The organism is Polaromonas sp. P1_G4 (assembly GCF_056405475.1).
This window is the reverse complement of record NZ_JBFUCA010000001.1, coordinates 20,781-41,606: the sequence shown is the minus strand read 5'-3', so window position 1 is coordinate 41,606 and position 20,826 is coordinate 20,781. Positions and strand designations below refer to the sequence as shown.

22 protein-coding genes are annotated in these 20,826 nt (G+C 64.3%); 6 read left to right on the top strand and 16 right to left on the bottom strand.

What is annotated here, in order from left to right:
* Positions 1-6: 6 nt before the first annotated feature.
* A complete protein-coding gene (locus tag AC1D1X_RS00205) occupies positions 7-522 on the top strand; it encodes an NUDIX hydrolase (RefSeq protein ID WP_477668786.1) in 516 nt (171 codons plus the stop codon).
* 73 nt (positions 523-595) lie between these two features.
* Here the strand turns inward: AC1D1X_RS00205 and AC1D1X_RS00200 are convergent, their stop codons facing one another.
* Positions 596-2,197 carry an OpgD/OpgG family glucan biosynthesis protein gene (locus tag AC1D1X_RS00200; protein WP_477668787.1) on the bottom strand — a complete coding sequence of 534 codons (1,602 nt, stop codon included), beginning with the start codon at positions 2,195-2,197 and terminating at the stop codon, positions 596-598.
* A 110-nt stretch (positions 2,198-2,307) separates the two neighbouring features.
* Here AC1D1X_RS00200 and mnmA point away from each other — a divergent pair, with 110 nt between their 5' ends.
* Entirely contained in the window at positions 2,308-3,522 is a 1,215-nt protein-coding gene (gene mnmA, locus AC1D1X_RS00195; RefSeq protein WP_477668788.1) for a tRNA 2-thiouridine(34) synthase MnmA, read from the top strand.
* Between the two features lie 71 nt (positions 3,523-3,593).
* On the opposite strand, the gene AC1D1X_RS00190 is transcribed toward mnmA, so the two are convergent.
* Positions 3,594-5,009, bottom strand: a complete 1,416-nt coding sequence (locus AC1D1X_RS00190; RefSeq protein ID WP_477668789.1) for a MipA/OmpV family protein — start codon at positions 5,007-5,009, stop codon at positions 3,594-3,596.
* 234 nt (positions 5,010-5,243) lie between these two features.
* Here AC1D1X_RS00190 and AC1D1X_RS00185 point away from each other — a divergent pair, with 234 nt between their 5' ends.
* The 3 genes from AC1D1X_RS00185 to AC1D1X_RS00175 are packed head-to-tail and all read left to right on the top strand — an operon-like array spanning position 5,244 to position 7,840.
* Complete coding sequence (locus tag AC1D1X_RS00185; protein WP_477668790.1) at positions 5,244-5,519, top strand: DUF4242 domain-containing protein; 276 nt, start codon at positions 5,244-5,246, stop codon at positions 5,517-5,519.
* Positions 5,520-5,527: 8 nt separating this feature from the next.
* Positions 5,528-7,354 (top strand): AfsR/SARP family transcriptional regulator, encoded by a 1,827-nt coding sequence (locus tag AC1D1X_RS00180; protein WP_477697653.1) that lies wholly within the window; start codon positions 5,528-5,530, stop codon positions 7,352-7,354.
* A 30-nt stretch (positions 7,355-7,384) separates the two neighbouring features.
* Positions 7,385-7,840 carry a DUF2917 domain-containing protein gene (locus AC1D1X_RS00175; protein ID WP_477668792.1) on the top strand — a complete coding sequence of 152 codons (456 nt, stop codon included), beginning with the start codon at positions 7,385-7,387 and terminating at the stop codon, positions 7,838-7,840.
* A gap of 146 nt (positions 7,841-7,986) precedes the next feature.
* On the opposite strand, the gene AC1D1X_RS00170 is transcribed toward AC1D1X_RS00175, so the two are convergent.
* Positions 7,987-8,667 carry a sulfite exporter TauE/SafE family protein gene (locus AC1D1X_RS00170; RefSeq protein WP_477668793.1) on the bottom strand — a complete coding sequence of 227 codons (681 nt, stop codon included), beginning with the start codon at positions 8,665-8,667 and terminating at the stop codon, positions 7,987-7,989.
* A gap of 14 nt (positions 8,668-8,681) precedes the next feature.
* A complete protein-coding gene (gene hemN / locus AC1D1X_RS00165) occupies positions 8,682-10,064 on the bottom strand; it encodes an oxygen-independent coproporphyrinogen III oxidase (RefSeq protein ID WP_477697652.1) in 1,383 nt (460 codons plus the stop codon).
* A gap of 206 nt (positions 10,065-10,270) precedes the next feature.
* Between hemN and AC1D1X_RS00160 the strand changes: the two genes are divergently transcribed.
* Positions 10,271-11,359, top strand: coding sequence for a fatty acid desaturase (locus AC1D1X_RS00160; RefSeq protein ID WP_477668795.1), 1,089 nt, complete (start codon positions 10,271-10,273; stop codon positions 11,357-11,359).
* A 15-nt stretch (positions 11,360-11,374) separates the two neighbouring features.
* On the opposite strand, the gene AC1D1X_RS00155 is transcribed toward AC1D1X_RS00160, so the two are convergent.
* The 12 genes from AC1D1X_RS00155 to ccoN all read right to left on the bottom strand — a co-directional run bounded on the left by AC1D1X_RS00155 (position 11,375) and on the right by ccoN (position 20,812).
* Positions 11,375-12,148 carry a helix-turn-helix domain-containing protein gene (locus AC1D1X_RS00155; RefSeq protein WP_477697651.1) on the bottom strand — a complete coding sequence of 258 codons (774 nt, stop codon included), beginning with the start codon at positions 12,146-12,148 and terminating at the stop codon, positions 11,375-11,377.
* Positions 12,139-12,573 carry a response regulator gene (locus tag AC1D1X_RS00150; protein ID WP_477697650.1) on the bottom strand — a complete coding sequence of 145 codons (435 nt, stop codon included), beginning with the start codon at positions 12,571-12,573 and terminating at the stop codon, positions 12,139-12,141. The genes AC1D1X_RS00155 and AC1D1X_RS00150 overlap by 10 nt, the downstream gene beginning before the upstream one ends.
* A 139-nt stretch (positions 12,574-12,712) precedes the next feature.
* Positions 12,713-13,558: a universal stress protein gene (locus AC1D1X_RS00145; protein WP_477697649.1), complete on the bottom strand. Its 846-nt coding sequence runs from the start codon at positions 13,556-13,558 to the stop codon at positions 12,713-12,715.
* Positions 13,559-13,666: 108 nt separating this feature from the next.
* The gene (locus tag AC1D1X_RS00140) at positions 13,667-14,311 is read right to left on the bottom strand and encodes a response regulator (RefSeq protein WP_477668799.1); all 645 of its coding nucleotides are present in this window, start codon (positions 14,309-14,311) and stop codon (positions 13,667-13,669) included.
* Positions 14,308-15,582 carry a PAS domain-containing sensor histidine kinase gene (locus tag AC1D1X_RS00135; RefSeq protein WP_477697648.1) on the bottom strand — a complete coding sequence of 425 codons (1,275 nt, stop codon included), beginning with the start codon at positions 15,580-15,582 and terminating at the stop codon, positions 14,308-14,310. Before AC1D1X_RS00135 ends, AC1D1X_RS00140 begins: the two co-directional genes overlap by 4 nt.
* 28 nt (positions 15,583-15,610) lie before the next feature.
* On the bottom strand, positions 15,611-15,862 hold the full coding sequence (locus tag AC1D1X_RS00130; protein ID WP_457281521.1) for a hypothetical protein: 252 nt from the start codon (positions 15,860-15,862) through the stop codon (positions 15,611-15,613).
* 27 nt (positions 15,863-15,889) lie between these two features.
* Positions 15,890-16,147, bottom strand: a complete 258-nt coding sequence (locus tag AC1D1X_RS00125) for a nitrogen fixation protein FixH (protein WP_477668801.1) — start codon at positions 16,145-16,147, stop codon at positions 15,890-15,892.
* Positions 16,148-16,157: 10 nt separating this feature from the next.
* On the bottom strand, positions 16,158-17,585 hold the full coding sequence (ccoG, locus tag AC1D1X_RS00120; RefSeq protein WP_477668802.1) for a cytochrome c oxidase accessory protein CcoG: 1,428 nt from the start codon (positions 17,583-17,585) through the stop codon (positions 16,158-16,160).
* 7 nt (positions 17,586-17,592) lie between these two features.
* Positions 17,593-18,510 (bottom strand): cytochrome-c oxidase, cbb3-type subunit III, encoded by a 918-nt coding sequence (gene ccoP / locus AC1D1X_RS00115; protein ID WP_477697647.1) that lies wholly within the window; start codon positions 18,508-18,510, stop codon positions 17,593-17,595.
* A gap of 68 nt (positions 18,511-18,578) precedes the next feature.
* Positions 18,579-18,716, bottom strand: coding sequence for a cbb3-type cytochrome oxidase subunit 3 (locus AC1D1X_RS00110; protein WP_477668804.1), 138 nt, complete (start codon positions 18,714-18,716; stop codon positions 18,579-18,581).
* 11 nt (positions 18,717-18,727) lie between these two features.
* On the bottom strand, positions 18,728-19,357 hold the full coding sequence (gene ccoO / locus AC1D1X_RS00105; RefSeq protein WP_457281526.1) for a cytochrome-c oxidase, cbb3-type subunit II: 630 nt from the start codon (positions 19,355-19,357) through the stop codon (positions 18,728-18,730).
* Between the two features lie 21 nt (positions 19,358-19,378).
* Positions 19,379-20,812, bottom strand: a complete 1,434-nt coding sequence (ccoN, locus tag AC1D1X_RS00100; RefSeq protein WP_477668805.1) for a cytochrome-c oxidase, cbb3-type subunit I — start codon at positions 20,810-20,812, stop codon at positions 19,379-19,381.
* Between the last annotated feature and the right edge of the window lie 14 nt (positions 20,813-20,826).

Here is a 20,826-nt window from a genome sequence, read left to right as displayed (position 1 = left end):
CGGCGCATGATTAAACGATGGAAACCCAGCGTCACGGTCGCTGCGGTGATTGAAAAAAAGACGGGCGGTGTCTCCAGGTTCCTGCTGGTCGAAGAGGAAACGCGGGACGGCCTGAAGCTCAACAACCCCGCCGGCCACCTGGATCCCGGTGAAAGTCCCTTTGAGGGTTGCGTGCGCGAAACACTGGAAGAAACCGCCTTCCATTTCACGCCCACCGCCATTGTGGGTGTCTATCTCTCCCGCTTTGAGCGGGCCCTCATCGGGCAGGAAGAATCCGAAGACATCACCTACCTGCGCTTTGCGTTCTGCGGCGAACTGGGCGAGCACGTGGCAGGCCAGGCGCTGGATGAGGGCATTGTGCGCACGGTCTGGCTGACGGCCGACGAAATAAGAGCAAGCGCTCACATGCACCGAAGCCCTCTCTTGTTGACCTGCATGGAAGATTACCTGGCAGGCAGGCGCTTCCCGCTTGATCTGGTGACCACGGATGCCAGCGTGCATGCACCGCTGAACCAGAAGTAGGAAGCACCGCTGCCGTGGATGATTTGGCAGCGCCAACGGGACCCCGCTTTCCCGCTGACAGCCAGCGCAATCCTCAATAAAGAATTCGTTGCGCCACCGGCGGCGGCGTCCACTGGTACAACCAGGTCTCCGTCAATGACTGGCCGTCGACCTGCAAATGCATGCGCAGGTTGATGGGTGCCGTGCTGTCGCCATCGGGGCGCAGGTCGAACATGGCACGCCACCCCTTGATGGCGTCCAGCGGCCGGGCCGACGTCAATTCAATCGTGCCGCGCGAAGCGGTGATCACGGCTTTGACCTGGGCCCCGCGGTTCAGCAAGGCAAAGTCGCCGCCCGCAAAATCGACGGCAAAACGCCGCGTGTAGGCGGTGCGCTTTTGCCCGACCACGCCGCCGAGGCCGGTACGTGTGGCCACACAGCGCGCCAGCGGCCCTTGCGCGGCGGGCGGTTCGCCCCCCCAGTGCAGCCGGTAGGAAAACAGCAACTCCTGCCCTGCCTGCGGCTTGTCCCTGGGGTTCCAGAAGGCCACGATGTTGTCAAAGGTTTCGTCCGCGGTCGGAATTTCCACCAGCTGTATCGCGCCCGCACCCCAGCCCGCCTTGGGCTCAACCCACAGGCTCGGGCGTTTTTCATAGAACACGCCGTCGTCCTGGTAGTGGTCAAAGTTGCGATCGCGCTGCATCAGGCCAAAACCGCGCGGGTTCTCGTCCTGGAAGGCGTTGAACTGCAATTGCGCCGGATTGGTCAGTGGACGCCACAGCCATTCGCCCGTGCCGCTGTGCATGGCCAGGCCGTCGGTGTCGTGGATTTCGCCGCGCCAGTCCCAGCCCATGCGTTTGTCGTTTTCGCCGGTCTGGAACATGCTGGTGCACGGCGCGATGCCCATGCGGTCAATGGTTTTGCGCGGATACAGCGCCACGTCCAGGTCCATGACCTGCGTGTCGCCCGGCGTGATCACAAAGCGGTAGGCGCCGCTGACACTCGGCGAGTCCAGCAGGGCGTAGACGGTCAGTGAAGCCGCTTTCGGGTCCGGCTTTTCGAGCCAGTAGCCGATGAAATCCGGAAACTCTTCCGGGAAAGTTTGCGCCGTGTCGATGGCCAGGCCCCGTGCCGACTGGCCATACTGCCATTCGCCTCCCACCGCGCGAAAGTAGCTTGCGCCAAGGAAGGCCGCCACGTCACGCACCGGATCGGTGTGGAAGTTCAGCCGGAAGCCGGCAAAACCGAGATCGACGGGCAATTTGTCGCCCCGCACGCCGCTTTTTCCGTAATCAAACATGGCCGGGTCATAGGCCAGTTCCTGTGCCTGGCCATTGCTCACTTCATGCATGCGCACCGGCGTCTTGAAGAATAGGCCGAGGTGAAAAAATTTGGCCACGAAGCGCAGCTTGTCATCGCCCCACAAGGCATGGTCGTCCCTAAAGCGGATGGCCTGGTGCTGGTCCCAGTTCAAGTCCGAAATACCGGCCGGCAAGGCCGCAGGCCGGGGCCGGTAGGGTTTGGCGGCCAGGTCGCGCGCCTGGCCCTTGAGCATCGCGTAATCGAAGGCTTGGGCCTTGCCCACGGGTTTGAGGCCCGCAGCCTGGGCCAGTGACGAAAGCCATGGCAACCCGGTGGCGATGCCGGCGGCCGTGACGGCCTGCCCGGTGCGGGAAAGAAATTGACGTCGTTGCAAAGTGGCAGCTCCTGCAAGAAAGGGAGTTCCATTGTGCCGCCGGCCGCACGGCCAGCAGGGCCGGAAAGCCCGGACAGGCGCAAACGCTTTCATCTTTTTACAATAGAGCCATGGGCAACCCGCAAATCAACACACACAGCCACGACGGCAAGCGGCAACGGATCGTTGTTGGCCTGAGCGGAGGCGTGGACTCCGCCGTGACGGCGCACCTGCTCAAGCAGCAGGGGCACGAGGTTATCGGCATCTTCATGAAGAACTGGGAAGATGACGACGACAGCGAGTTCTGCTCGTCCAACATCGATTTTGTCGACGCCGCCGCCGTGGCCGACGTGATCGGCATCGAGATCGAGCACGTCAACTTCGCAGCCGACTACAAGGACCGCGTCTTCGCCGAGTTCCTGCGCGAATACCAGGCTGGCCGTACGCCCAACCCCGACATCCTGTGCAACGCCGAAATCAAGTTCAAGGCATTTCTGGACCATGCCATGCGCCTGGGCGCCGAAAAAATCGCGACCGGCCACTATGCGCGGGTGCGTCGCAATGAAGCCACCGGCCTGCACGAACTGCTCAAGGGCCTGGACCCGGCCAAAGATCAAAGCTATTTTTTGCACCGGCTGAACCAGTCACAGCTCTCCAAAACGCTGTTCCCTGTGGGTGAGCTGCGCAAGACCGAAGTCCGGCGCATTGCCGACGAGATCGGCCTGCCCAACGCGAAGAAAAAAGACTCCACGGGCATCTGCTTTATCGGCGAGCGGCCTTTCCGCGAATTTTTGAATCGCTACATTGCCAAAGAGCCCGGCCCCATCAAGAACGACAAGGGCCGCGTGCTCGGTGAGCATGTGGGCCTGTCTTTCTACACGCTGGGGCAGCGCCAGGGCCTGGGCATAGGCGGCGTGAAGGCCAAAGGGGCCGAGCTCAAGGCCGTGCAGGCACGCGGGTTACGCGGCGTGGGCGAGCACGAACCCTGGTTTGTGGCACGCAAGGACCTTGAAACGAACACGCTGTGGGTGGTTCAGGGCCATGATCACCCCTGGCTGCAATCCACCGTGCTCCAGGCGCAGGACTGCAGCTGGGTGGCGGGACATGCACCGACGCCCGGTGTCATGGCGGCCAAAACACGCTACCGGCAGGCCGACGCGCCCTGCGAATTGCGCAGCGCTAACGGTGCGGCCTGCGAACTGGTGTTTGCCGATGCCCAGTGGGCGGTGACGCCGGGCCAGTCGGCTGTGCTCTACCAGGGCGATGTCTGCCTGGGTGGCGGCGTGATTGCCACCAGCAATGTGCAGAACCAGCCGGCTGTGCCGGTCCGGGCAGTCTACGCCTGATTTTCATTCAAATCAGGCCGAAAGCCATTATGGTATTGCGCAAGCAGCTATTAAATCAATAGCAAAACGACTCAAAGCGCGGTTTCAACGTAGGTGTAAATGTAGTTGGAGCCGCCGTTGACGTTGCCCAGCAGGCGCGACGAACCAAAAATGCCCGAGCGGTGCGACACACCAAAGCCTATAAAGGTGTCCTTGAGCGGCCGGTAGCCGATCAGGTCGCCCAGGCTCACGTCAATGGTCGGGTCCAGGTAATTGAGCATGCGCGAGGCCGACTTGCCGTTTGCCGCCAGGCTGGACGACTCGATGTAGGGCGCCCGCTGCGCCATGGAGACGCCCACGCCCAATCCCAGCCGCGTCTTGACCCGGTCGCTCCACGGGAAGCCCGAGTAAACGGCCTTCATGAACAGGTCCAGTTGCACGCCATTGGCCTGCAGGCCCCGCTCATCGTGGTGCGTGAGGCCCACGTAGCCGATGAAGTCGAGCGGCCAGCCGTTCACGTTGTTCAGGAAGGGCTTGCCCACCTGAATGCCGGTAATGCGGGTCGAATTGACCTTCGCCGTCGACAGGCACTGCGCCGTGATGATCTTGGCCAGGTGGCAGCCGTCTTCGGTTGACTTGCCGTACAGCAGCTTGAAGTAGGTGGGTGAGCCGTCTTCTGCCCACTCGCGCTTGTGGCCGCCGAAGTCATAGGCCGCACCGACATACACGGCGGGCAGCACGCTCTTTTGCACGATGGGGCTGTTCTTGGTCTTGTTGTCCAGCAGGGTGGCCGACACACCGGCCAGCAGACGCCAGCGCTCGGTGAGGTCATAGGAGCCGTACAGGCCAATCGAGGTCTGCACGCCCGAGCCCGGCGCATAAGCAGGCCGCCCGGCCGTTGCCTCACTGGCCTGCACTCCGTAGTAATAGTTGTTGAGCCTGGCGTCGCGCACCCCCACGGTCACATTGGGGCGCAACATCCAGGGGCCCGAGCGCCAGTCGTAGGTGTAGCCCAGACGGAACTCGTTGCCCTTGTACGTGTTGCTGATGTCATGCACCAGCTCGGCCTGCAACGTGCCCCAGGGCTGGCGCCAGCGGTAGGCTAGGCCCAGGTCCAGGCCCGAGTCGCGCGGCGACATGCCGGCCAGACTGGCGGGCAGGCGCTCGGTCGGAAAGCCCTCCAGGCGCTGCTCCACAAAAAGGTCCAGGCGCCGCTCGGTGCCGTTGAGCAGCTTGATGCCGCCCCGGTTGGCATGCAGGAAAAGCCGTTCGCCCTCATACAGGTAAAGCGGCAACAGGTCGTAGCGCGTGCCGGCATCCTTGTAGGGCGAACGCTCGATCCGGGTCACGAGGCCCAGCCCGACACTGCCCGGCGAAGAAAGGATGTCGGTGAGCGGCTCAGTGTTGCCGCCGGCAAAGGCCGGCAGGGCCGCGCACAGCCCGGCAGCCGCAATAGCAGCTCCGCGCAGAACTCGGTGTGGCAAAAGGAGCAAAGGGGAGCGATTCATCATGTTTTTTTTGAAAGTGGGGGATGTTGCAGCAGCCGGTCAGGGGGCACACACTCCGATGCTATCCACGAACAACGCATCCGCTCCGGCCGATTTGTAAGAAAACGGGTACAAATCGGATAGGCCGACACCGCGCCATTCCCCTTATTGATTCGATCCGGGCGTCTTTCTCACACGCCGGCTCACACGTACACTGCCTATCTTCGGGTCTCCACTAACTTAACGGAGCCTGTTATGCCCAAATTCGTGATCGAACGTGCCATCCCCGGACTCGGGGCCCTGAAGCCCGCCGAGCTGCAATCCATCTCCCAGAAATCCTGCGGTGTGCTGCAGGAACTGGGGCCTGATGTGCAGTGGGTGCAAAGCTATGTGACGGGCGGCAAGATGTACTGCATCTACAACGCGGCCAGCGAGGAACTCGTGAAGGAACACGCGCGCAGGGGTGGCTTTCCGGCGGACACCGTCTCGCGAGTCACCACCACCATAGACCCCACCACCGCCGAAGCCTGAGGCAGCCGGTGAACTCGCCAGCCCCGAACGACGCGCCGCCTTTGGGGCTGGCCATCCACCTGCTCGGCCCGCCGCGGGCGGAGCGCGGAGGCCAGCCCGTGCCGGCGCCACGCGGGCACAAAGTCTGGGGCCTGCTCGCCTACCTGGTCCGCAGCGATGCGCCGGTCAGCCGCAAGCACCTGGCGCAGCTGCTGTTCGAGGATGCCGAAGATCCGCTGGCCGCCCTGCGCTGGAACCTTAGCGAGCTGCGGCGCCTGCTCGGCACCGCAGATTTGCGCGGCGATCTGCTGGCGCTTTCACTGGAGCCTGCCACCTACGTCGACCTCAGCGCCGTACTGTCGGGTAGCTGGGCGCAAGCCCTGTATGTGCCCGGCCTGGATCACGAGTTGCTGGAAGGCATGAATTTTTCCGGCAGCCCGGCCTTCGAGGTCTGGCTTGCCACGGAGCGCCGCCATCTGCAGGCCGCCGCCGAAGCCGTGCTGCGCGAAGCCGCACTGGCTCGCATGGCCGCGGGCGCCATGACAGAAGCAGCCGCGCTGGCCGGCCGACTGGTACGGCACAACCCGCTTGACGAGAACTACCAGGCTTTGCTGGTGCGCAGCCTCGCGGCCGCGGGTGACGGCGTGGGCGCCGCGCGCCAGGCCGCAGCCTGCCGTGAATTGTTCCAGCGCGAACTCGGCGTGCAACCCGGCGCCACGCTGGACGCCGCCCTGCGCACGCTCACCGCAGCGCCCACCGCGCGGCCCGCCACCGGGCGCGCCGCGGCGCTGGCACAGCTGGAAGCCGGGGAGGCGGCGATCAGCGCCGGCGCGCTCGATGCCGGCCTGCAATGCCTGCGCCGCGCGATCGTGGAAGCCGATGCCACCGGCGACGCGGCGCTGCGCGCGCGCACGCGTGTGGCCCTGGGCGGCGCGCTGGTGCATGCCGCCCGCGGACGCGACGAAGAGGGCGCTACGGCGCTTCACGAAGCACTGGAGGTCGGCCACGAGGCTTCGCCGGCACTCGCCGMCGCCGCGTGCCGCGAGCTCGGCTACGTCGAATTCCTGCGCGGCCGCTATGAACGCACGCTGGCCTGGCTGCAACGCGCGACGCCGATGGCAGCCGGCGACCACGCGGAGCAAGCGCGCATTGCCACCGTGCAGGGCGCTGCGCTCAGTGACACTGCGCATTACACAGCCGCCATCAGCCAGCTACGCGAAGCAGAGGTGCTGGCTGCTAGCGTCGGCGACAGCCGGCAACTTGCCTACGCGCTGTCCATGCTGGGCCGCGCGCTGCTGCTGCACGGTGAACCCGAGGCCGCCGCCGACGCCCTGGACCGCTCGGTGGCACTGGCCCGGCAAGGCTGGACCGCCTTTGTGCCGTGGCCGCAATCGCTGCGGGCCGAGATCGACCTGCTGCGCGGCGACGTGGATGCGGCCGCGAACCGCTACGAGCATGCCTTCGCGCTCGGCTGCCAGCTCAGCGACCCATGCTGGGAAGGCATTGCCGGCCGAGGCCTGGGGCGCGTGGCGATGGCGCGCGGGGAACCGCAGCGCGCCGTCGAAATACTCGCTGACGCATTGACGCGCTGCATACGCCTTCCTGATGCCTACCTGTGGGCCAAGGCATATGCCCTCGACGCGCTGTGTGATGTCGCTGTGGCACAAGCCATGCCCCAGGCCTCGGCCTGGATCAACGAAATGCAGGACCTCGCTGCGCGCAGCGGCATGCGCGAACTGACGGTGCGCGCCTGCCTGCACCGCGCGGCGCTCGGCGACGGTGCGAGCGCGGCGGCGGCGAAGCTGCTTGCCGGCCAGATCGACAACCCCGCGCTGCACGCCCTTGCCGGGCTATGACTGCGGTTGCCACATCCAAAGAGGCTGATGATGAATGCGAAATCAAACGACGCCGTATCGCTCAGCGGCATCCGGCGCCTGGTGCCCGGCCAAGCGCTGCGTTTGCCGCGGCGCGGCGGCGAACTGACGGTGCTGCACGGCCGGCTCTGGCTGACGCTCCACAACGATCCCGGGGATCATTTCATCGAAGCCGGCCAGCGCGTGCGCCTTGGCACCAACAAGAACGCAGTGGTTGAATCCGCAGGAACCGCGCAGGGCGTGAGTCTGCACTGGGAGCCTTGTCGCCCGGGCTTCGTCAGTGCCTTGCTCGCCCGGCCCCTGAGCGGCACGGCCTTCCTGGCCTTTTTGGCGGCCCGCGGCTTCGCGGCGCTGGCCCTCAGCGCCGCGGCAGGCGCAAGACGCGCGCGTGGCCATCATGCGGTCAGCGACCGCCACGTGTTCATCACGCTGGAAGGCGGCGGGGCGCGAGGGTCAGGCCACCCTTGAGGAAAAAAGCCATCAACCCTTATCGGATGAGCGCAAACAGCTATTAAATTGATAGCAAACACGCCGTGACGCTCTTTTTTAGCGCTGCATGCCATCGCCACCGCGGCGGATGCCACCGGTGAACACAGGCCGGGCGCCGCATGGCCTCAGCCGAGCCCGCACCACTGCGCGATGCGGTGCATCATGTCGCCCCACAAACCGAGCACGGCGGCAAGCACCAACACCCCGCCAGCCAGGCGCACGCCAAGTTGCCCGCCCAGCCTATTGCCAGCGCGCCGAAGCCCAGCCAGTAGTTGCGGCGCCAGCAACAGGGAGACGCCGCTACCTACCGCAAAAGCCGCCATAGCCAGCGCACCTTGCAGCGGTCCGCCGCTGAGCGACGCCACCAGCAGCGCCGAATAAAGCAGGCTGCAGGGCATAAAGGCCCACAACGCGCCCACCGAGAACATGCCGCCGCGCGATGCGGCCACGGCACCCACCCTGGACCACGCGGAGCGGCCCGCGCGGTCGGCCCAGGCCGGCTGGCTGGCCTTCACCACCAGCATCAGGCCCCAGCCCAGCACGGCCAGGTGAAACAGCACCCAGAGCGGCTTGACCACGGCGGCCTGCTCCGTAATCCAGGCAAAACTTTGCACCGCCACGGCTGCCGCCGCGCCCGCGGCGGAATAGCCTACAAGCCGCCCGGCCTGAAAGACCAGCGGTGAATGTGCCTGCCGCTGCGGGCCCACGCGCCGGAGACCGCCACAGGCAGCGCCGCACATCACGGCGCAATGCGGTCCGCCGGCCAGCCCCATCAGCAAGGCCGTCATGGCGAGTGCGTAAGACATGGGCGGCGCCGCAATCAAATAATGCGCGAAAACCGGCTGCGGTTGAGGTCGGACTGCAGGTAGCGGTCGAACACCATGGCCACCGCGCGCAGCACGAAGCGCCCCTCGGGCGTCACTTCGATGCCGGTGTCAGACAGCACGACCAAGCCGGCGTGCTCCAGTTCGCGCAGGCGTTCGAGCTCGGGCGCGAAGTAGGCCTTGAAGTCCAGCATCCAGGCGAGTTCTATCGACTCGAACCAGACCCGGCCTTGGCACATGATGGCCATGATCACCGCGCGGCGCGCCAGGTCGTCCCGGCTTAGCGCCAGGCCGCGCGTAACCGGGAAGCGCCCCTGATCCAGCAGGTCGCAGTATTCCTCCAGGTCCTTGGCATTCTGGCTGTAGGTGGCGCCGACCGCGCCTATGGCCGACACGCCCAGACCCACCAGGTCGCGGTCGGGCTGGGTGCTATAGCCCTGGAAGTTGCGGTGCAACCGGCCCTCGCGGCTGGCCACGGCCAGCGCGTCGTTCTCAAGCGCGAAGTGGTCCATGCCGATGTAGCGGTAACCCGCGCCCTGCAAACGCTGCATGGCCTCGGCCAGCATGGCGGCCKTGTCCTCGGCCGCGGGCAGCAGCGCCGTTGGGATGTGCCGCTGCGGCTTGAAGCGCTCCGGCAAATGGGCATAGGCATAGAGGGCAATGCGGTCCGGCCTGAGCTCCTCGACCCGGCGTATGGTGCGCGCGAAGGACGTCTGTGTCTGCCGCGGCAAGCCGTAGATCAGGTCCACATTGATGGATTCAAACCCGAGCGCGCGCGCCTGCGCGACCAGCGCGAACACCTGTTCGGCGGGCTGGACGCGGTGCACGGCTTTTTGCACATCGGGGTCAAAATCCTGGACGCCGAAGCTCAGTCGGTTAAAGCCCAGGGCGGCCAGCGCGGCCAGGCGCGTGTTGTCCACAGTGCGTGGGTCTACCTCGATGGCCATTTCCGCACTGGCCGCGATGTCGAAGTTGCCTCTGAGCATGTCCATGAGCCGTGCGAGTTCCGCGTCGGACAAAAAAGTCGGCGTGCCCCCGCCCAGATGCAGCTGGCTAACGGGCTGCCCCTGCCCCAGTCGCGCCGTGTACAGGGCCACTTCGCGCTCAAGATAGCCCAGGTAGGCGGTGGCGCGGCTGTGCTGCTTGGTGATGATCTTGTTGCAGGCGCAGTAGTAGCACAGCGATTCGCAAAACGGGATGTGCACATACAGCGACAGCGGCGCCGCCGATGTCTCGGCCCGCACGCGTCTGTCGTCCAGCGCGCGGCTATGGTCGACGGCGGTAAAGGCCTCGACAAAACGGTCCGCTGTGGGAAAGGAGGTGTAGCGCGGCCCGGTGATGTCGAACCGTCGAAGGGCCTGGGGTAATACAGCGGGCATGGAATGTTTAGGGAATGTGAGGCCTCCACTGTGCCGCCCCTCCGCCCCGGCTGCGTTGATGTGGATCAACGAGGGCGCAAGGTGGGGCCGCCGGACGCGTCTGCCCTGTTCTTGACCTGCGTCAAATCGCCGCGAAGGGCACGCCGTAAGCTGGCGGCTTCCCCATTGCCCTGGGTGGACGGCCCCGGCTGCCAACCCTTCATCTCATGTCCCTGTCACAAGCAATCCAAGTAACCCAAGCTACTGTTCTTCCGCACCGAAAAGTCCTGCGTTCCTGGCTTCTTCCCGTCTCGACCAAAAACACCGGCCTTGCATTGGCGCTGGCCCTGATGGACCTTGCCCTGTTCGCTGCATGCATGGCCGGGGCGGTGCTCGCGGACCACCCCGCCCTCCAGGTGCTCATGGCCCTGCTGGCGGGGTTCATGATCGCCAGGCTGTTTATCCTCGGCCACGATGCGTGCCACCAGAGCTTCACCTCACACCGCAAACTCAACCGCTGGCTGGGCCGCCTGCTTTTTCTGCCCTCGCTCACACCCTACAGCCTGTGGGACGTCGGGCACAACATCGTGCATCACGGCTACACCAACCTCAGCGGCTTTGATTTCGTCTGGCAGCCCGCAACTCTTGAGGCCTATGAACGCCTGCCCGCCTGGAAGCGATGGCTGGAGCGCGTCTACCGCAGCGGCTGGACGCCCTGGCTCTATTACCTCGTGGAAATCTGGTGGAAGCGGCTTTACTTCCCGTCCAAAGCCGTGATGCCCACACGGCGCGGCATTTTTGTCGCGGACAGCTTGCTGGTCACCGCCGCTGCCGCTGCCTGGGTCGCGGGCCTTGTGGTCACGGCATGGTCTACCGGCCAGTCGGCACTCTGGCTTTTGGCTGTCGGCTTTTTCCTGCCGCTGCTGGTGTGGAACGGCCTTATAGGCTTTGTGGTCTACGTGCACCACACGCACACCCAGATCGCCTGGTACGACAACAAAAAGAGCTGGTCCGACGCAAACCCCTTTGTCTCCACCACCGTGCACCTGACCTTCAACTCGTTTTTCGGCGCGGCGCTGCACCACATCATGGAGCACACCGCCCACCACGTCGACATGGGCGTGCCGCTGTACCGCCTCAAGCAGGCCCAGGCCGTCCTGGAGGCCAGGCTACCCGGCCACATCGTTGTACAGCCCTTTTCATGGCACTGGTACTTCGACACGGCGCGCCGCTGCAAGCTTTACGACTTCGAGGGGCGGCAATGGACGGATTTTTCCGGCAATCCGACCTCGCAAGGGATGGCCGGGCCCGTTTAAGCCGTAAACAGGTTGTCAGTGGACGCGCGTGTCGAAGACCTGTTTGAGGGCCGCATGGTCAAGGATGCGGATGTGGCGCTTGTCGACTTCAAGGATGCCCTGTTGCTGGAAAGCGGAAAAGGTGCGGCTCACGGTCTCCAGTTTCATGCCCAGGTAGCTGCCGATTTCGGCACGCGACATGCGCAGGTGAAACTCGCTGGCCGAGTAGCCGCGTAACTTGAGCCGCTGCGACAGGTTAAGCAGGAAGGCGGCCAGCCGCTCTTCGGCGTTCATGCTGCCCAGCAGCATCATCAGGCTGTGTTCCTTGACGATCTCCCGGCTCATCAGCCGGCCGACGGCCTGCTGCATGTCGGCACTGGTCGCGGCCAGGCCGCTGATCTGGTCGTAGGGAATGGTGCAGACTTCAGTGTCTTCGAGCGCGGTGGAGTTGCTGGCATACGCGCCGTTGGCAATACCGTCCAGGCCCATCAGCTCACCGGCCATCTGGAAGCCGCTGACCTGCTCACGGCCGTCCGCGAGCGTGAGGCTGGATTTGAAGGTGCCGATGCGCACCGCATAAATGTTGCGGAAAGCCTGGCCCTCATGGTAGAGCGTCTGCCCCGCCTTGACCTTGATCCGGCTGAAGTGGAGATCGTCCAGTCCCCCCACATCGGCGGGCTTCATGCCGCAGGGCAGGCAAAGGTCGCGCAGATTGCAGTTCGAGCAGGGAGTCTTCAGCGGCAGGATGGCGGCGGAAGAAATGCYGCCGACGGATGAAGTGCCGCTGGTGGATGAACAGGCTACAGGCATGATGACTCCTTGGATTGGGAGGAAGAAACGGATTGATCCACACGCCGCGGCTGCGCAAGCATTGCCACGGTGTCCCCGAGTTGGTAAAACTCGGCGTGTTTATCGAGGAAGCAGGCAGCACCCRCAGCCAGGTAGCGCGCACGGTAGGCGGCCTCGGCATGGTTGCTGAGGATGATGAAAGGAATGTCTTGCGTGGTTTTGAGGATGGACTGCAGCACCTGCATGCCCGTGCCCTTCTCGAATTGCACGTCAAGCACCACCACATCGGGCTGCGTCGCCAGGATGCCCGAGACCGCAGACTCCGGCGTATCGGCCTGGCCCGCGACCACCACGCCCCGGGCGGTAAGCATTTCGGCAACGCTGCGGCGGCTCAGCGCGGAGTCGTCGGCCAGAAAGACCCGGGTGGGTGAAGCGGTGTGTTGCATGCCTCTACTGTCGCGCAGGCGGCGCGGCAGGGACATCGTCTTTTGCTGAAAGGCCGGCTCGGATAAGGCTGGTTCGCCGGCACCGGCGCTCCGATCCAGACTCGGAAATTTCCGAGCCTGTACCGACCAGCGCGCCCGCTTAATGCGCCATCAAAACCGGCAGCGTCATGCTTTTGAGGACGGTCCGGGATGCGCCGCCCAATACCCATTCATAGGCGCGGGCGCGGCCATAGCAGCCCATCACCAGCAAGTCCGCCTGCAGATCGAACGCGCGCGACAGCAGCAGGTCGCCCAGGTTCCCGGGTTCCGCGCCTTCCACATTTTCCCGGTGCCAGCTGGCCTGGACACCGTGGATCTTCAGGTAAGAGACGATATTCGGACCTGCGCCCGTAGCCGCCACGGCATCAACGCCCCAGCTCAGGATATGCACCGAGTTTGCGTTGCGCAGGATGGGCAGGGCCGCGGTCACCGCGCGTGCGGCTCCGCGGGTGGGCTTCCAGGCGATCACCACATTGCCCGGCAAACCCGGTTTTGCCGACGTGTAGGGCAGCACCAGTGCCGGCCGCCCGCTCAGGGCGATCACGGCCTCCGGAAAATCCGCCGGCATCAGTGTGGACCAGCCCTCGCCCGGGCCGTGCTGGCCCAGCACCAGCAAGTCGGCATAAAGCGCCTGTTCGGCAAAGGCCGACACCAGCGGAAATTCATGAACTTCAGCCCAGGTGGCCGACAACCCCGCGGGCCTGAGCTGCTCGAACACCGAACGTGCCCGCGCCAGTTCGGTGTCCTGCACGTTCTCCCGCCTCACGGCCAGGCCGACGCCGATGCCGGAGGCGACGGGAAGCGCCTCCGAGGCCGAAGGCGATGCATACAGCGCCGTGATGCCGGCGCCATGCTGCGYGGCAAGCCGGCAGGCAAATTCAAGGCGTTGCGCGAATTGCGGCGAGGCATCGGCGTGGACCAGCAGCTGTTTCAGTTCATTGCCCATGGAACACCTCCCGGTGCAGAGTTTGGATACCCTGACTGTAGGCAGATGCACCCAAGGCCGTATTGACCCTCGTCAACACCATGCTCTTTGCGCGGCCGCTTTCAGCGTTCAGCTGTCCAGCGGTTCGGCCAGCCCGTGCTTGATGGCGTAGCGGATCAGTTCGCTCTGGTTTTGCAGTCCCATTTTTTGCATGAGGTTGGTCTTGTGGGTGCTGACGGTCTTGACCGACAGGTTCAGCCGCGTGCCAATGTCCGTGAGAGAGACGCCGGCCACCAGCAGCTGCAGCACCTCGAACTCGCGGTTGGAAAGGCTCTCGTGCGGAACCGCCTGGCTACCGGGCATCGCGCCCAACGCAAGCTGTTCCGCCACCTCGGCGCTGATGAAGGCGCCGCCCGAAGCGACCTTGCGTATGGCCTGCTCCAGCTGGTCCGGTGCGCTCTCTTTGGTCAGGTAGCCGCTGGCGCCGTTCTTGATCGCGCGCACGGCGTACTGCAGCTCCTGGTGCATGCTCAGGACCAGGATGCGCAGCTGCGGTTTTTCGCCGCGAATCAGCTTGATGAGCTCCATGCCGCTGCGCCCCGGCATGGAGAGGTCCAGCACCAGCACGTCGAAGGCCAGCTCGCGCACGCGCTGCATGACTTCCGTTCCGTTGCCGGCCTCGCCGGCGACCTCCATGTCCTCGATGGAGGACACGATGCGCTTGAGCCCCTCCCGCACGATTGAATGGTCGTCGGCAATCACAATCCTGATCACGTGATGTCTCCTGTTTCGGGCACCGGGATGCTAACCCGTATGCGGGTGCCCTGGCCCGGCGCGGTGTCTATGTCCACCGTTCCCTGCAGCAAGCGGGCCCGCTCGTGCAGGCCCATCAGGCCCAGCGAACTGGGCTTGCGCGGCGCGTCCAGGGCGAATCCGGCACCGTCGTCGACCACTTCGAGAACCACGGCCGCGTCAGTCCTCGCGATGCGCACCTCGACTTGCGACGCACCCGCGTGCTTGGCCACGTTTACAAGCGACTCCTGCACGATGCGGAATACCGCCGTGGCATACGGTTCGGCCAGTTCAACGTCCTCGTCCAGCGACAGTTTGCATGCCACGGCATGGCGCTGGGTGAAGTTGTGGGTGAGCCATTGGATGGCCGGCACCAGGCCCAGGTCGTCCAGCAGCAGCGGCCGCAAATCCGACGCGATGCGGCGCGTGGCGGCCACCGTGGTGTCCAGCAAGCCAAGCATGTCGTCGAGTTTGGCCCGCACGGCACCCGCATCCGGGGACAAGGCTTCCCGARTCCAGGTGGCGTCCATTTTGATCGCTGTCAGTGACTGCGCGAGTTCGTCATGCAGCTCGCGCGCGATCCGTGTTTTCTCGCTCTCGCGGATGGCGTGGGCCGCCGAGGCGAAGGCGCTCAGTTCCTCGCTGGCGCGCACGCGCTCGGTCACGTCGCGCAGGATCACGGTGTAAAGCTTGCCGTGCGCGGTATCGAGCTGCGAGATCGAGGCTTCCAGGGGAAACTCTTCGCCGCTGGCCCTGAGCCCGTAAAGCACCGTGCCGTCTCCCATGCGCCGCGAGGTCGTGCCGGTCTGGCCGAAACGCCTGAGCTGCTCGCCGTGCGCGCCCTGGTGCCGCTGCGGGATCAGGCGCGTGAGAGGCTGGCCCAGCATCTCGCGCGTGGGCCAGCCGAATATTTTCTCGGCGGCCTTGTTGTAGAGGATCACGTGCTGTTCTTTGTCCACAGTGATGATGGCGTCCATGGCTGAATCCAGCAGGCCGGCCAGCCTCGCGTCCGCGCCCTCCAGCGCTTGCTTGCCGATACGGTCTCGCGCCGCGTCACGCCCGGCCAGCAGCCAGGCGATGCCGCAAGTGGCGGCGGCCAGCGCCGTAACCAGCGGCAGGCCCGGCAGYGACTGCGGGCTGGATGCCAGATGGACGGCGGCCAGCAGCGTAAGGGTTGCCATCACGGCCAGCGTGACGGCCATGGAACGCCGGCGCTTCGGCACTGCGTCACCTATGTGGGGGAACAAGGACATGGGGCAGCTTCGGGAGTGGAACCCGATCTTACCGCCCGGCCCTTTCTGCGGAAGCCGGCACAGGCCCCATCAGCAGCACCGTCAAGGCGCTGGAGGCCGCGCAAGCAAGCCAGAATACAAAAAAGGCGGCGGTCTGCAGCGCCAGCCGGGACAGCCCCGCGGGTTGCCCGTAACGCAGCATTTCCTCAGGGTCGAACAGTCCGAAGAGCAGCAGTTCCAGCAGGCAGGCCGACAGAAAGGCCGGCCAGGCGATGCCCAGTATCTTGTTGGCTGAAATCATGGTGTCTCCTCTTTGTGTTGCAGGCGATCAGGGGCGAGCCGTTTTGTCGGGTGTGGCCGCGTGGTTGCGCCCCTCCAGGGCAGGCGCCAGCGCCTTGGGTTGATGCAGCGCATTGGTTCGCGAGGCCCGCGCCGGCTCCTGTCCGCCTATCACGGCATCCGGATACTTGACGGCCAGAAAGGCTGTCACCACGCCTGCCACGACCACGGCGGCGGGCCCGGAAATCACCAGCCAGACATGGCCGTGCTTCCACCAGGGGGAGGCTTGGGTGGGAATGGTATTCATGAAAGGCCTTTCATCGCGGAACCAGGAACACGGACTTTTCTTCGACGTGGGCGCGCCCGCTCTCATCGCCGACACGGAACACGATGGCGTGCGAGCCGGCCGGCGCCGAGCCGTAGGGAATCTGCAGCCGCACCGCGACCCAGCGGGATTCGGTGGGTCCCACGCTGACCTCGGCCTCGGAGGCGACCGTCAGGCCCTCCAGTCCGGCAGCCGCAATCGTGTAGCGCTGCGGCTGCTCGGTGGCGTTCATGATCTGCAGGCGGTACACGTTTTCCAGCCGCCCACCGGCAACGATGCGCGACAGCGCCGCGCGGTCGCGCACCACGTCAACCTTCAGCGGCATGCGCGCCACCAGGCTCCACAGCAGCGCCAGGCACAGCACGCCCAGAAGCGTGGTGTAGACCAGCACGCGCGGCCGCAGCACCCGGCGCAGCATGCGCGAAGCGCTCCATTTCCCGGCCAGCGCGTTCTGGGTCGTGAAGCGGATCAGGCCTCGTGCATAACCCATCTTGTCCATCACGCCGTCACACACGTCCACGCAGGCGGCGCAGCCTATGCACTCATACTGCAGGCCCTCGCGAATGTCTATGCCCGTTGGACAGACCTGCACGCACAGGGTGCAATCGACGCATGCGCCCAGAGACAATGCCGAGGCGTCGGCGTGGCGCGACCTGGCGCCGCGCGGTTCACCCCGCGCGGGGTCGTAACTCACGATCAGCGTGTCCTTGTCGAACATCGCGCTCTGAAAACGCGCATAGGGGCACATGTATTTGCACACCTGCTCGCGCAGGAAACCGGCATTGCCGTAAGTGGCGAAACCGTAAAACAGGACCCAGAAGATTTCCCAGCCACCCATTTTGGTCTGCAGGAACTGCAGGATCAGCTCGCGGGCCGGCACGAAATAAGCGACAAAGGTAAAGCCGGTCCACATCGCCACACCTATCCAGAGGATGTGCTTGAACCACTTCTTGACCAGTTTTTCCAGGGAGAAAGGGGCGCCGTCCAGCCGCAACCTGGCCGTGCGGTCGCCCTCCACCTTGCGCTCTATCCAGAGGAAGATTTCGGTATAGACCGTCTGCGGGCAGGCAAAGCCGCACCACAGGCGGCCCGCCACCGCCGTGAACAGGAACAGCGACAAAGCGCTGGCGACCAGCAGGCCGGTCAGGTAGATGAAGTCCTGCGGGTACAGCACATAACCGAATAGATAAAAGCGCCGCGCCTCCAGGTCGAACAGCACCGCCTGGCGCTGCCCCCACTGTAGCCACGGCAAGCCGTAGAAAAACAGCTGGGTCAAGATGACGAATGCCCAGCGCCAGCGCGCGAAAAGCCCGCTCACGGAGCGCGGGTAGATTTTCTTTTGCGCCTCGTACAGCGACTCCCCTGCCGGCTCCGCCGCCGGCACGATGGGAATGATTTTTCGCAGTGGCAGCTGGGTCACTGTCGCCTCAAAGTTTTGCCGCAGCGGCTTTGTTGGAGAGTCCCCAGATGTAAGCTGTCAACACATGGATCTGCGCTTCCGTGAGCTTGCCGGCCTGCGCAGGCATCTCGTTGGTTTTGCCTTTGTTAACAATGTCAACGATGGCCTGCTCTCCCCAGCCGTGCAGCCAGATGTCGTCGGCAAGGTTGGGCGCGCCTATCGCGGTATTGCCCTTGCCGTCCATGCCGTGGCAGGCCGCGCAGGCGGTGAATTTGGATTTGCCGAGCTGCGCGCGCAGTGAATCGTGGGGACCACCGGAAAGGCTCAGCACATAATTCGCCACGTTCTTGACATCATCAGGCGTTCCTACAGCGGCCGCCATGGGCGGCATCTGACCCTTGCGACCCAAGGTCAAGGTTTCCCTGATTTTTTCGGTTGAGCCGCCGTGCAGCCAGTCGTTGTCAGCGAGGTTGGGAAAACCCTTGCTGCCGCGTGCGTCCGAGCCGTGGCACTGGGCGCAGTTGTTCATGAAGAGGCGCTCGCCCACCGCCATGGCATTGGCAKCACCCGCGAGTTCGTCCGCGCCTTTGGCAGTGAAGCCGGCATACAGCGGCGCAAGTTCCTTGTTTGCGTTTTCCATCGCGGTGTTGTATTCGCCACGCGTGCTCCAGCCCATTTCGCCCGGGTAAGCACCAAGGCCCGGGTAGGCGACCAGGTAGAGCAAGGAATAGATCACGCTGATCACGAACAGCCACATCCACCAGCGCGGCATCGGGTTGTTGGACTCGCGCAGGTCTTCATCCCAGACGTGACCCGTCGTGTTGTCGCTGCGCTCGGGCATCTTTTTGCGGGCCGTGGCCCACAGCAGGACCAAGGCGCCGAGGATGCCGACCAGGGTCAGCGCGGCCACATACCAGGACCAGAAGTTGTCAGTGAAATCGCTCATACGTCACACCTGATGAGTTGTGCGGTAAAGAAAAAACCGGTGAAGAGGGTTTGCATGGCGCGGTTCCCCTAGTCCTGCAGGAAGGGGATCTTTGCGTCCTCTTCAAAGCGTTTGTGGTTGCGGCTGGAATAGGCCCACACCAGCAAGCCGACGAAGGTGGCAAAACACAGCAGGGTTGCGATGATGCGCAGCGTGTTGACGTCCATGGTGCTCTCCTTTACTTCAGGGCCTTGCCCATAACTTGCAGATAGGCCACCAGGGCATCCATTTCCGTCTTGCCCTTCACCACACCGGCGGCCTCGGCGATTTCGGCGTCGGTATAAGGCACCCCCACCCTGCGCAGTGCTGTCATGCGGGGCGCCATGTCGGCGGGGTCGACGGGTTTCTTCTCCAGCCAGCTATAGGCCGGCATGTTGGATTCAGGGACCAGGTCGCGCGGATTGTTCAGGTGGATACGGTGCCATTCGTCGGTGTACTTGCCGCCCACGCGGTGCAGGTCGGGCCCGGTGCGCTTGCTGCCCCACTGGAAGGGATGGTCGTAGACAAATTCCCCGGCCACCGAATAGTGACCATAGCGCAGCGTCTCTGCGCGAAACGGGCGAATCATCTGCGAGTGGCAGTTATAGCAACCTTCCCTCAGGTAGATGTCGCGGCCGGCTAGTTGCAACGCTCCATAGGGCTTGACGCCTTCGAGCGGCGCGGTGGTCGACTTCTGGAAGAACAGCGGCACGATTTCCACCAGGCCGCCGACGGCGATCACCAGCAGGATCAGGATGATCATCAGGAAGTTGTTGGTTTCGATCTTCTCGTGCGAGAAGCCGGCCGCAGAGGGAGTTTCGTCTTTCATGGGATGTACTTTCTTCTCTTGTTATGCGTGGGCCAGTGCGGGCACCAGCACCCGGACGGGGCGACCCTTGGCCACCGTCATGCAGACGTTCCAGGCCATCAGCAGCATGCCGCCCAGGTACAGCAGCCCGCCGAAGAAGCGCACCACATAGAAGGGATAGGTGGCCTTGACCGCTTCGACAAAGGTGTAGGTCAGGGTTCCGTCGGCGTTGACGGCGCGCCACATCAGGCCCTGCATCACGCCGGCGATCCACATGGCGGCGATGTACAGCACGATGCCCACGGTGGCGGTCCAGAAATGCACCTCGATGGCGCGCATCGAATACATCTGCTTTTGCCCGAACAGGCGGGGGATCAGGTAATACAGCGTGCCCATGGAAATCAGCCCCACCCAGCCGAGCGCGCCCGAATGCACGTGGCCCACGGTCCAGTCCGTGTAGTGCGAGAGCGCATTGACGGTCTTGATGGACATCAGCGGGCCCTCGAAGGTACTCATGCCGTAGAAGGACAGCGACACGATCAGGAAGCGCAGGATGGGGTCGTCGCGCAGCTTGTGCCAGGCGCCGGACAGCGTCATCACGCCGTTGATCATCCCGCCCCAGCTGGGCGCCAGCAGGATCAGCGAGAACACCATGCCCACCGATTGCGTCCAGTCAGGCAAGGCCGTGTAGTGCAGGTGATGCGGGCCCGCCCACATATAGGTGAAGATCAGCGCCCAGAAGTGGACGATGGACAGGCGGTAGCTGTAGACCGGCCGCTCCGCCTGCTTGGGGATGAAGTAATACATCATGCCCAGGAAGCCCGCGGTGAGGAAGAAACCCACTGCGTTGTGGCCGTACCACCACTGCACCATCGCGTCCTGCACGCCTGCATAAGCGGAATAGGATTTCATCCAGCCGGCCGGAATCTCCGCGCTATTGACCACATGCAGTACCGCTACCGCCAGAATGAAGGCGCCGTAAAACCAGTTGGCCACGTAGATGTGCCGGACCTTGCGGATTCCCAGCGTGCCGAAAAAGACGATGGCATAGGACACCCAGACCAGGGTGATGAGGATGTCGATGGGCCATTCGAGTTCGGCGTATTCCTTGCCGGTGGTGTAGCCCAGCGGCAGGCTGATCGCGGCGCCCAGGATGACCAGCTGCCAGCCCCAGAAAGTAAAGGCGGCCAGCCGCGGTGCAAACAGCGGCACGCTGCTGGTGCGCTGGACCACGTAGTAGCTGCTGCCGATCAATGCGCAGCCGCCGAAGGCGAAGATGACGGCATTGGTGTGCAGCGGCCTGAGCCGGCCATAGCTGAGCCAGGGAACGCCGAAATTCAGTTCAGGCCATGCCAGTTGGGCGGCGATGAACAGGCCCACCCCCATGCCCACCACGCCCCAGAGCACCGCCGCCAGTGAAAACTGGCGAACCACCGTGTCGTGATAGGCGATCCCTCGTGTCGTTTCTTCGTTCATGAAGCACCTTTTGT

Excerpts from the sequence above, each read along its gene's own strand:
- AC1D1X_RS00205 (WP_477668786.1), top strand. The coding sequence starts at position 7 with ATGATTAAACGATGGAAACCCAGCGTCACGGTCGCTGCGGTGATTGAA.
- mnmA (WP_477668788.1), top strand. The coding sequence starts at position 2,308 with ATGGGCAACCCGCAAATCAACACACACAGCCACGACGGCAAGCGGCAA.
- AC1D1X_RS00190 (WP_477668789.1), bottom strand. The coding sequence starts at position 5,009 with ATGAATCGCTCCCCTTTGCTCCTTTTGCCACACCGAGTTCTGCGCGGA.
- AC1D1X_RS00185 (WP_477668790.1), top strand. The coding sequence starts at position 5,244 with ATGCCCAAATTCGTGATCGAACGTGCCATCCCCGGACTCGGGGCCCTG.
- AC1D1X_RS00175 (WP_477668792.1), top strand. The coding sequence starts at position 7,385 with ATGAATGCGAAATCAAACGACGCCGTATCGCTCAGCGGCATCCGGCGC.
- AC1D1X_RS00170 (WP_477668793.1), bottom strand. The coding sequence starts at position 8,667 with ATGTCTTACGCACTCGCCATGACGGCCTTGCTGATGGGGCTGGCCGGC.
- AC1D1X_RS00160 (WP_477668795.1), top strand. The coding sequence starts at position 10,271 with ATGTCCCTGTCACAAGCAATCCAAGTAACCCAAGCTACTGTTCTTCCG.
- AC1D1X_RS00130 (WP_457281521.1), bottom strand. The coding sequence starts at position 15,862 with ATGATTTCAGCCAACAAGATACTGGGCATCGCCTGGCCGGCCTTTCTG.
- AC1D1X_RS00125 (WP_477668801.1), bottom strand. The coding sequence starts at position 16,147 with ATGAATACCATTCCCACCCAAGCCTCCCCCTGGTGGAAGCACGGCCAT.
- AC1D1X_RS00110 (WP_477668804.1), bottom strand. The coding sequence starts at position 18,716 with ATGGACGTCAACACGCTGCGCATCATCGCAACCCTGCTGTGTTTTGCC.
- ccoO (WP_457281526.1), bottom strand. The coding sequence starts at position 19,357 with ATGAAAGACGAAACTCCCTCTGCGGCCGGCTTCTCGCACGAGAAGATC.
- ccoN (WP_477668805.1), bottom strand. The coding sequence starts at position 20,812 with ATGAACGAAGAAACGACACGAGGGATCGCCTATCACGACACGGTGGTT.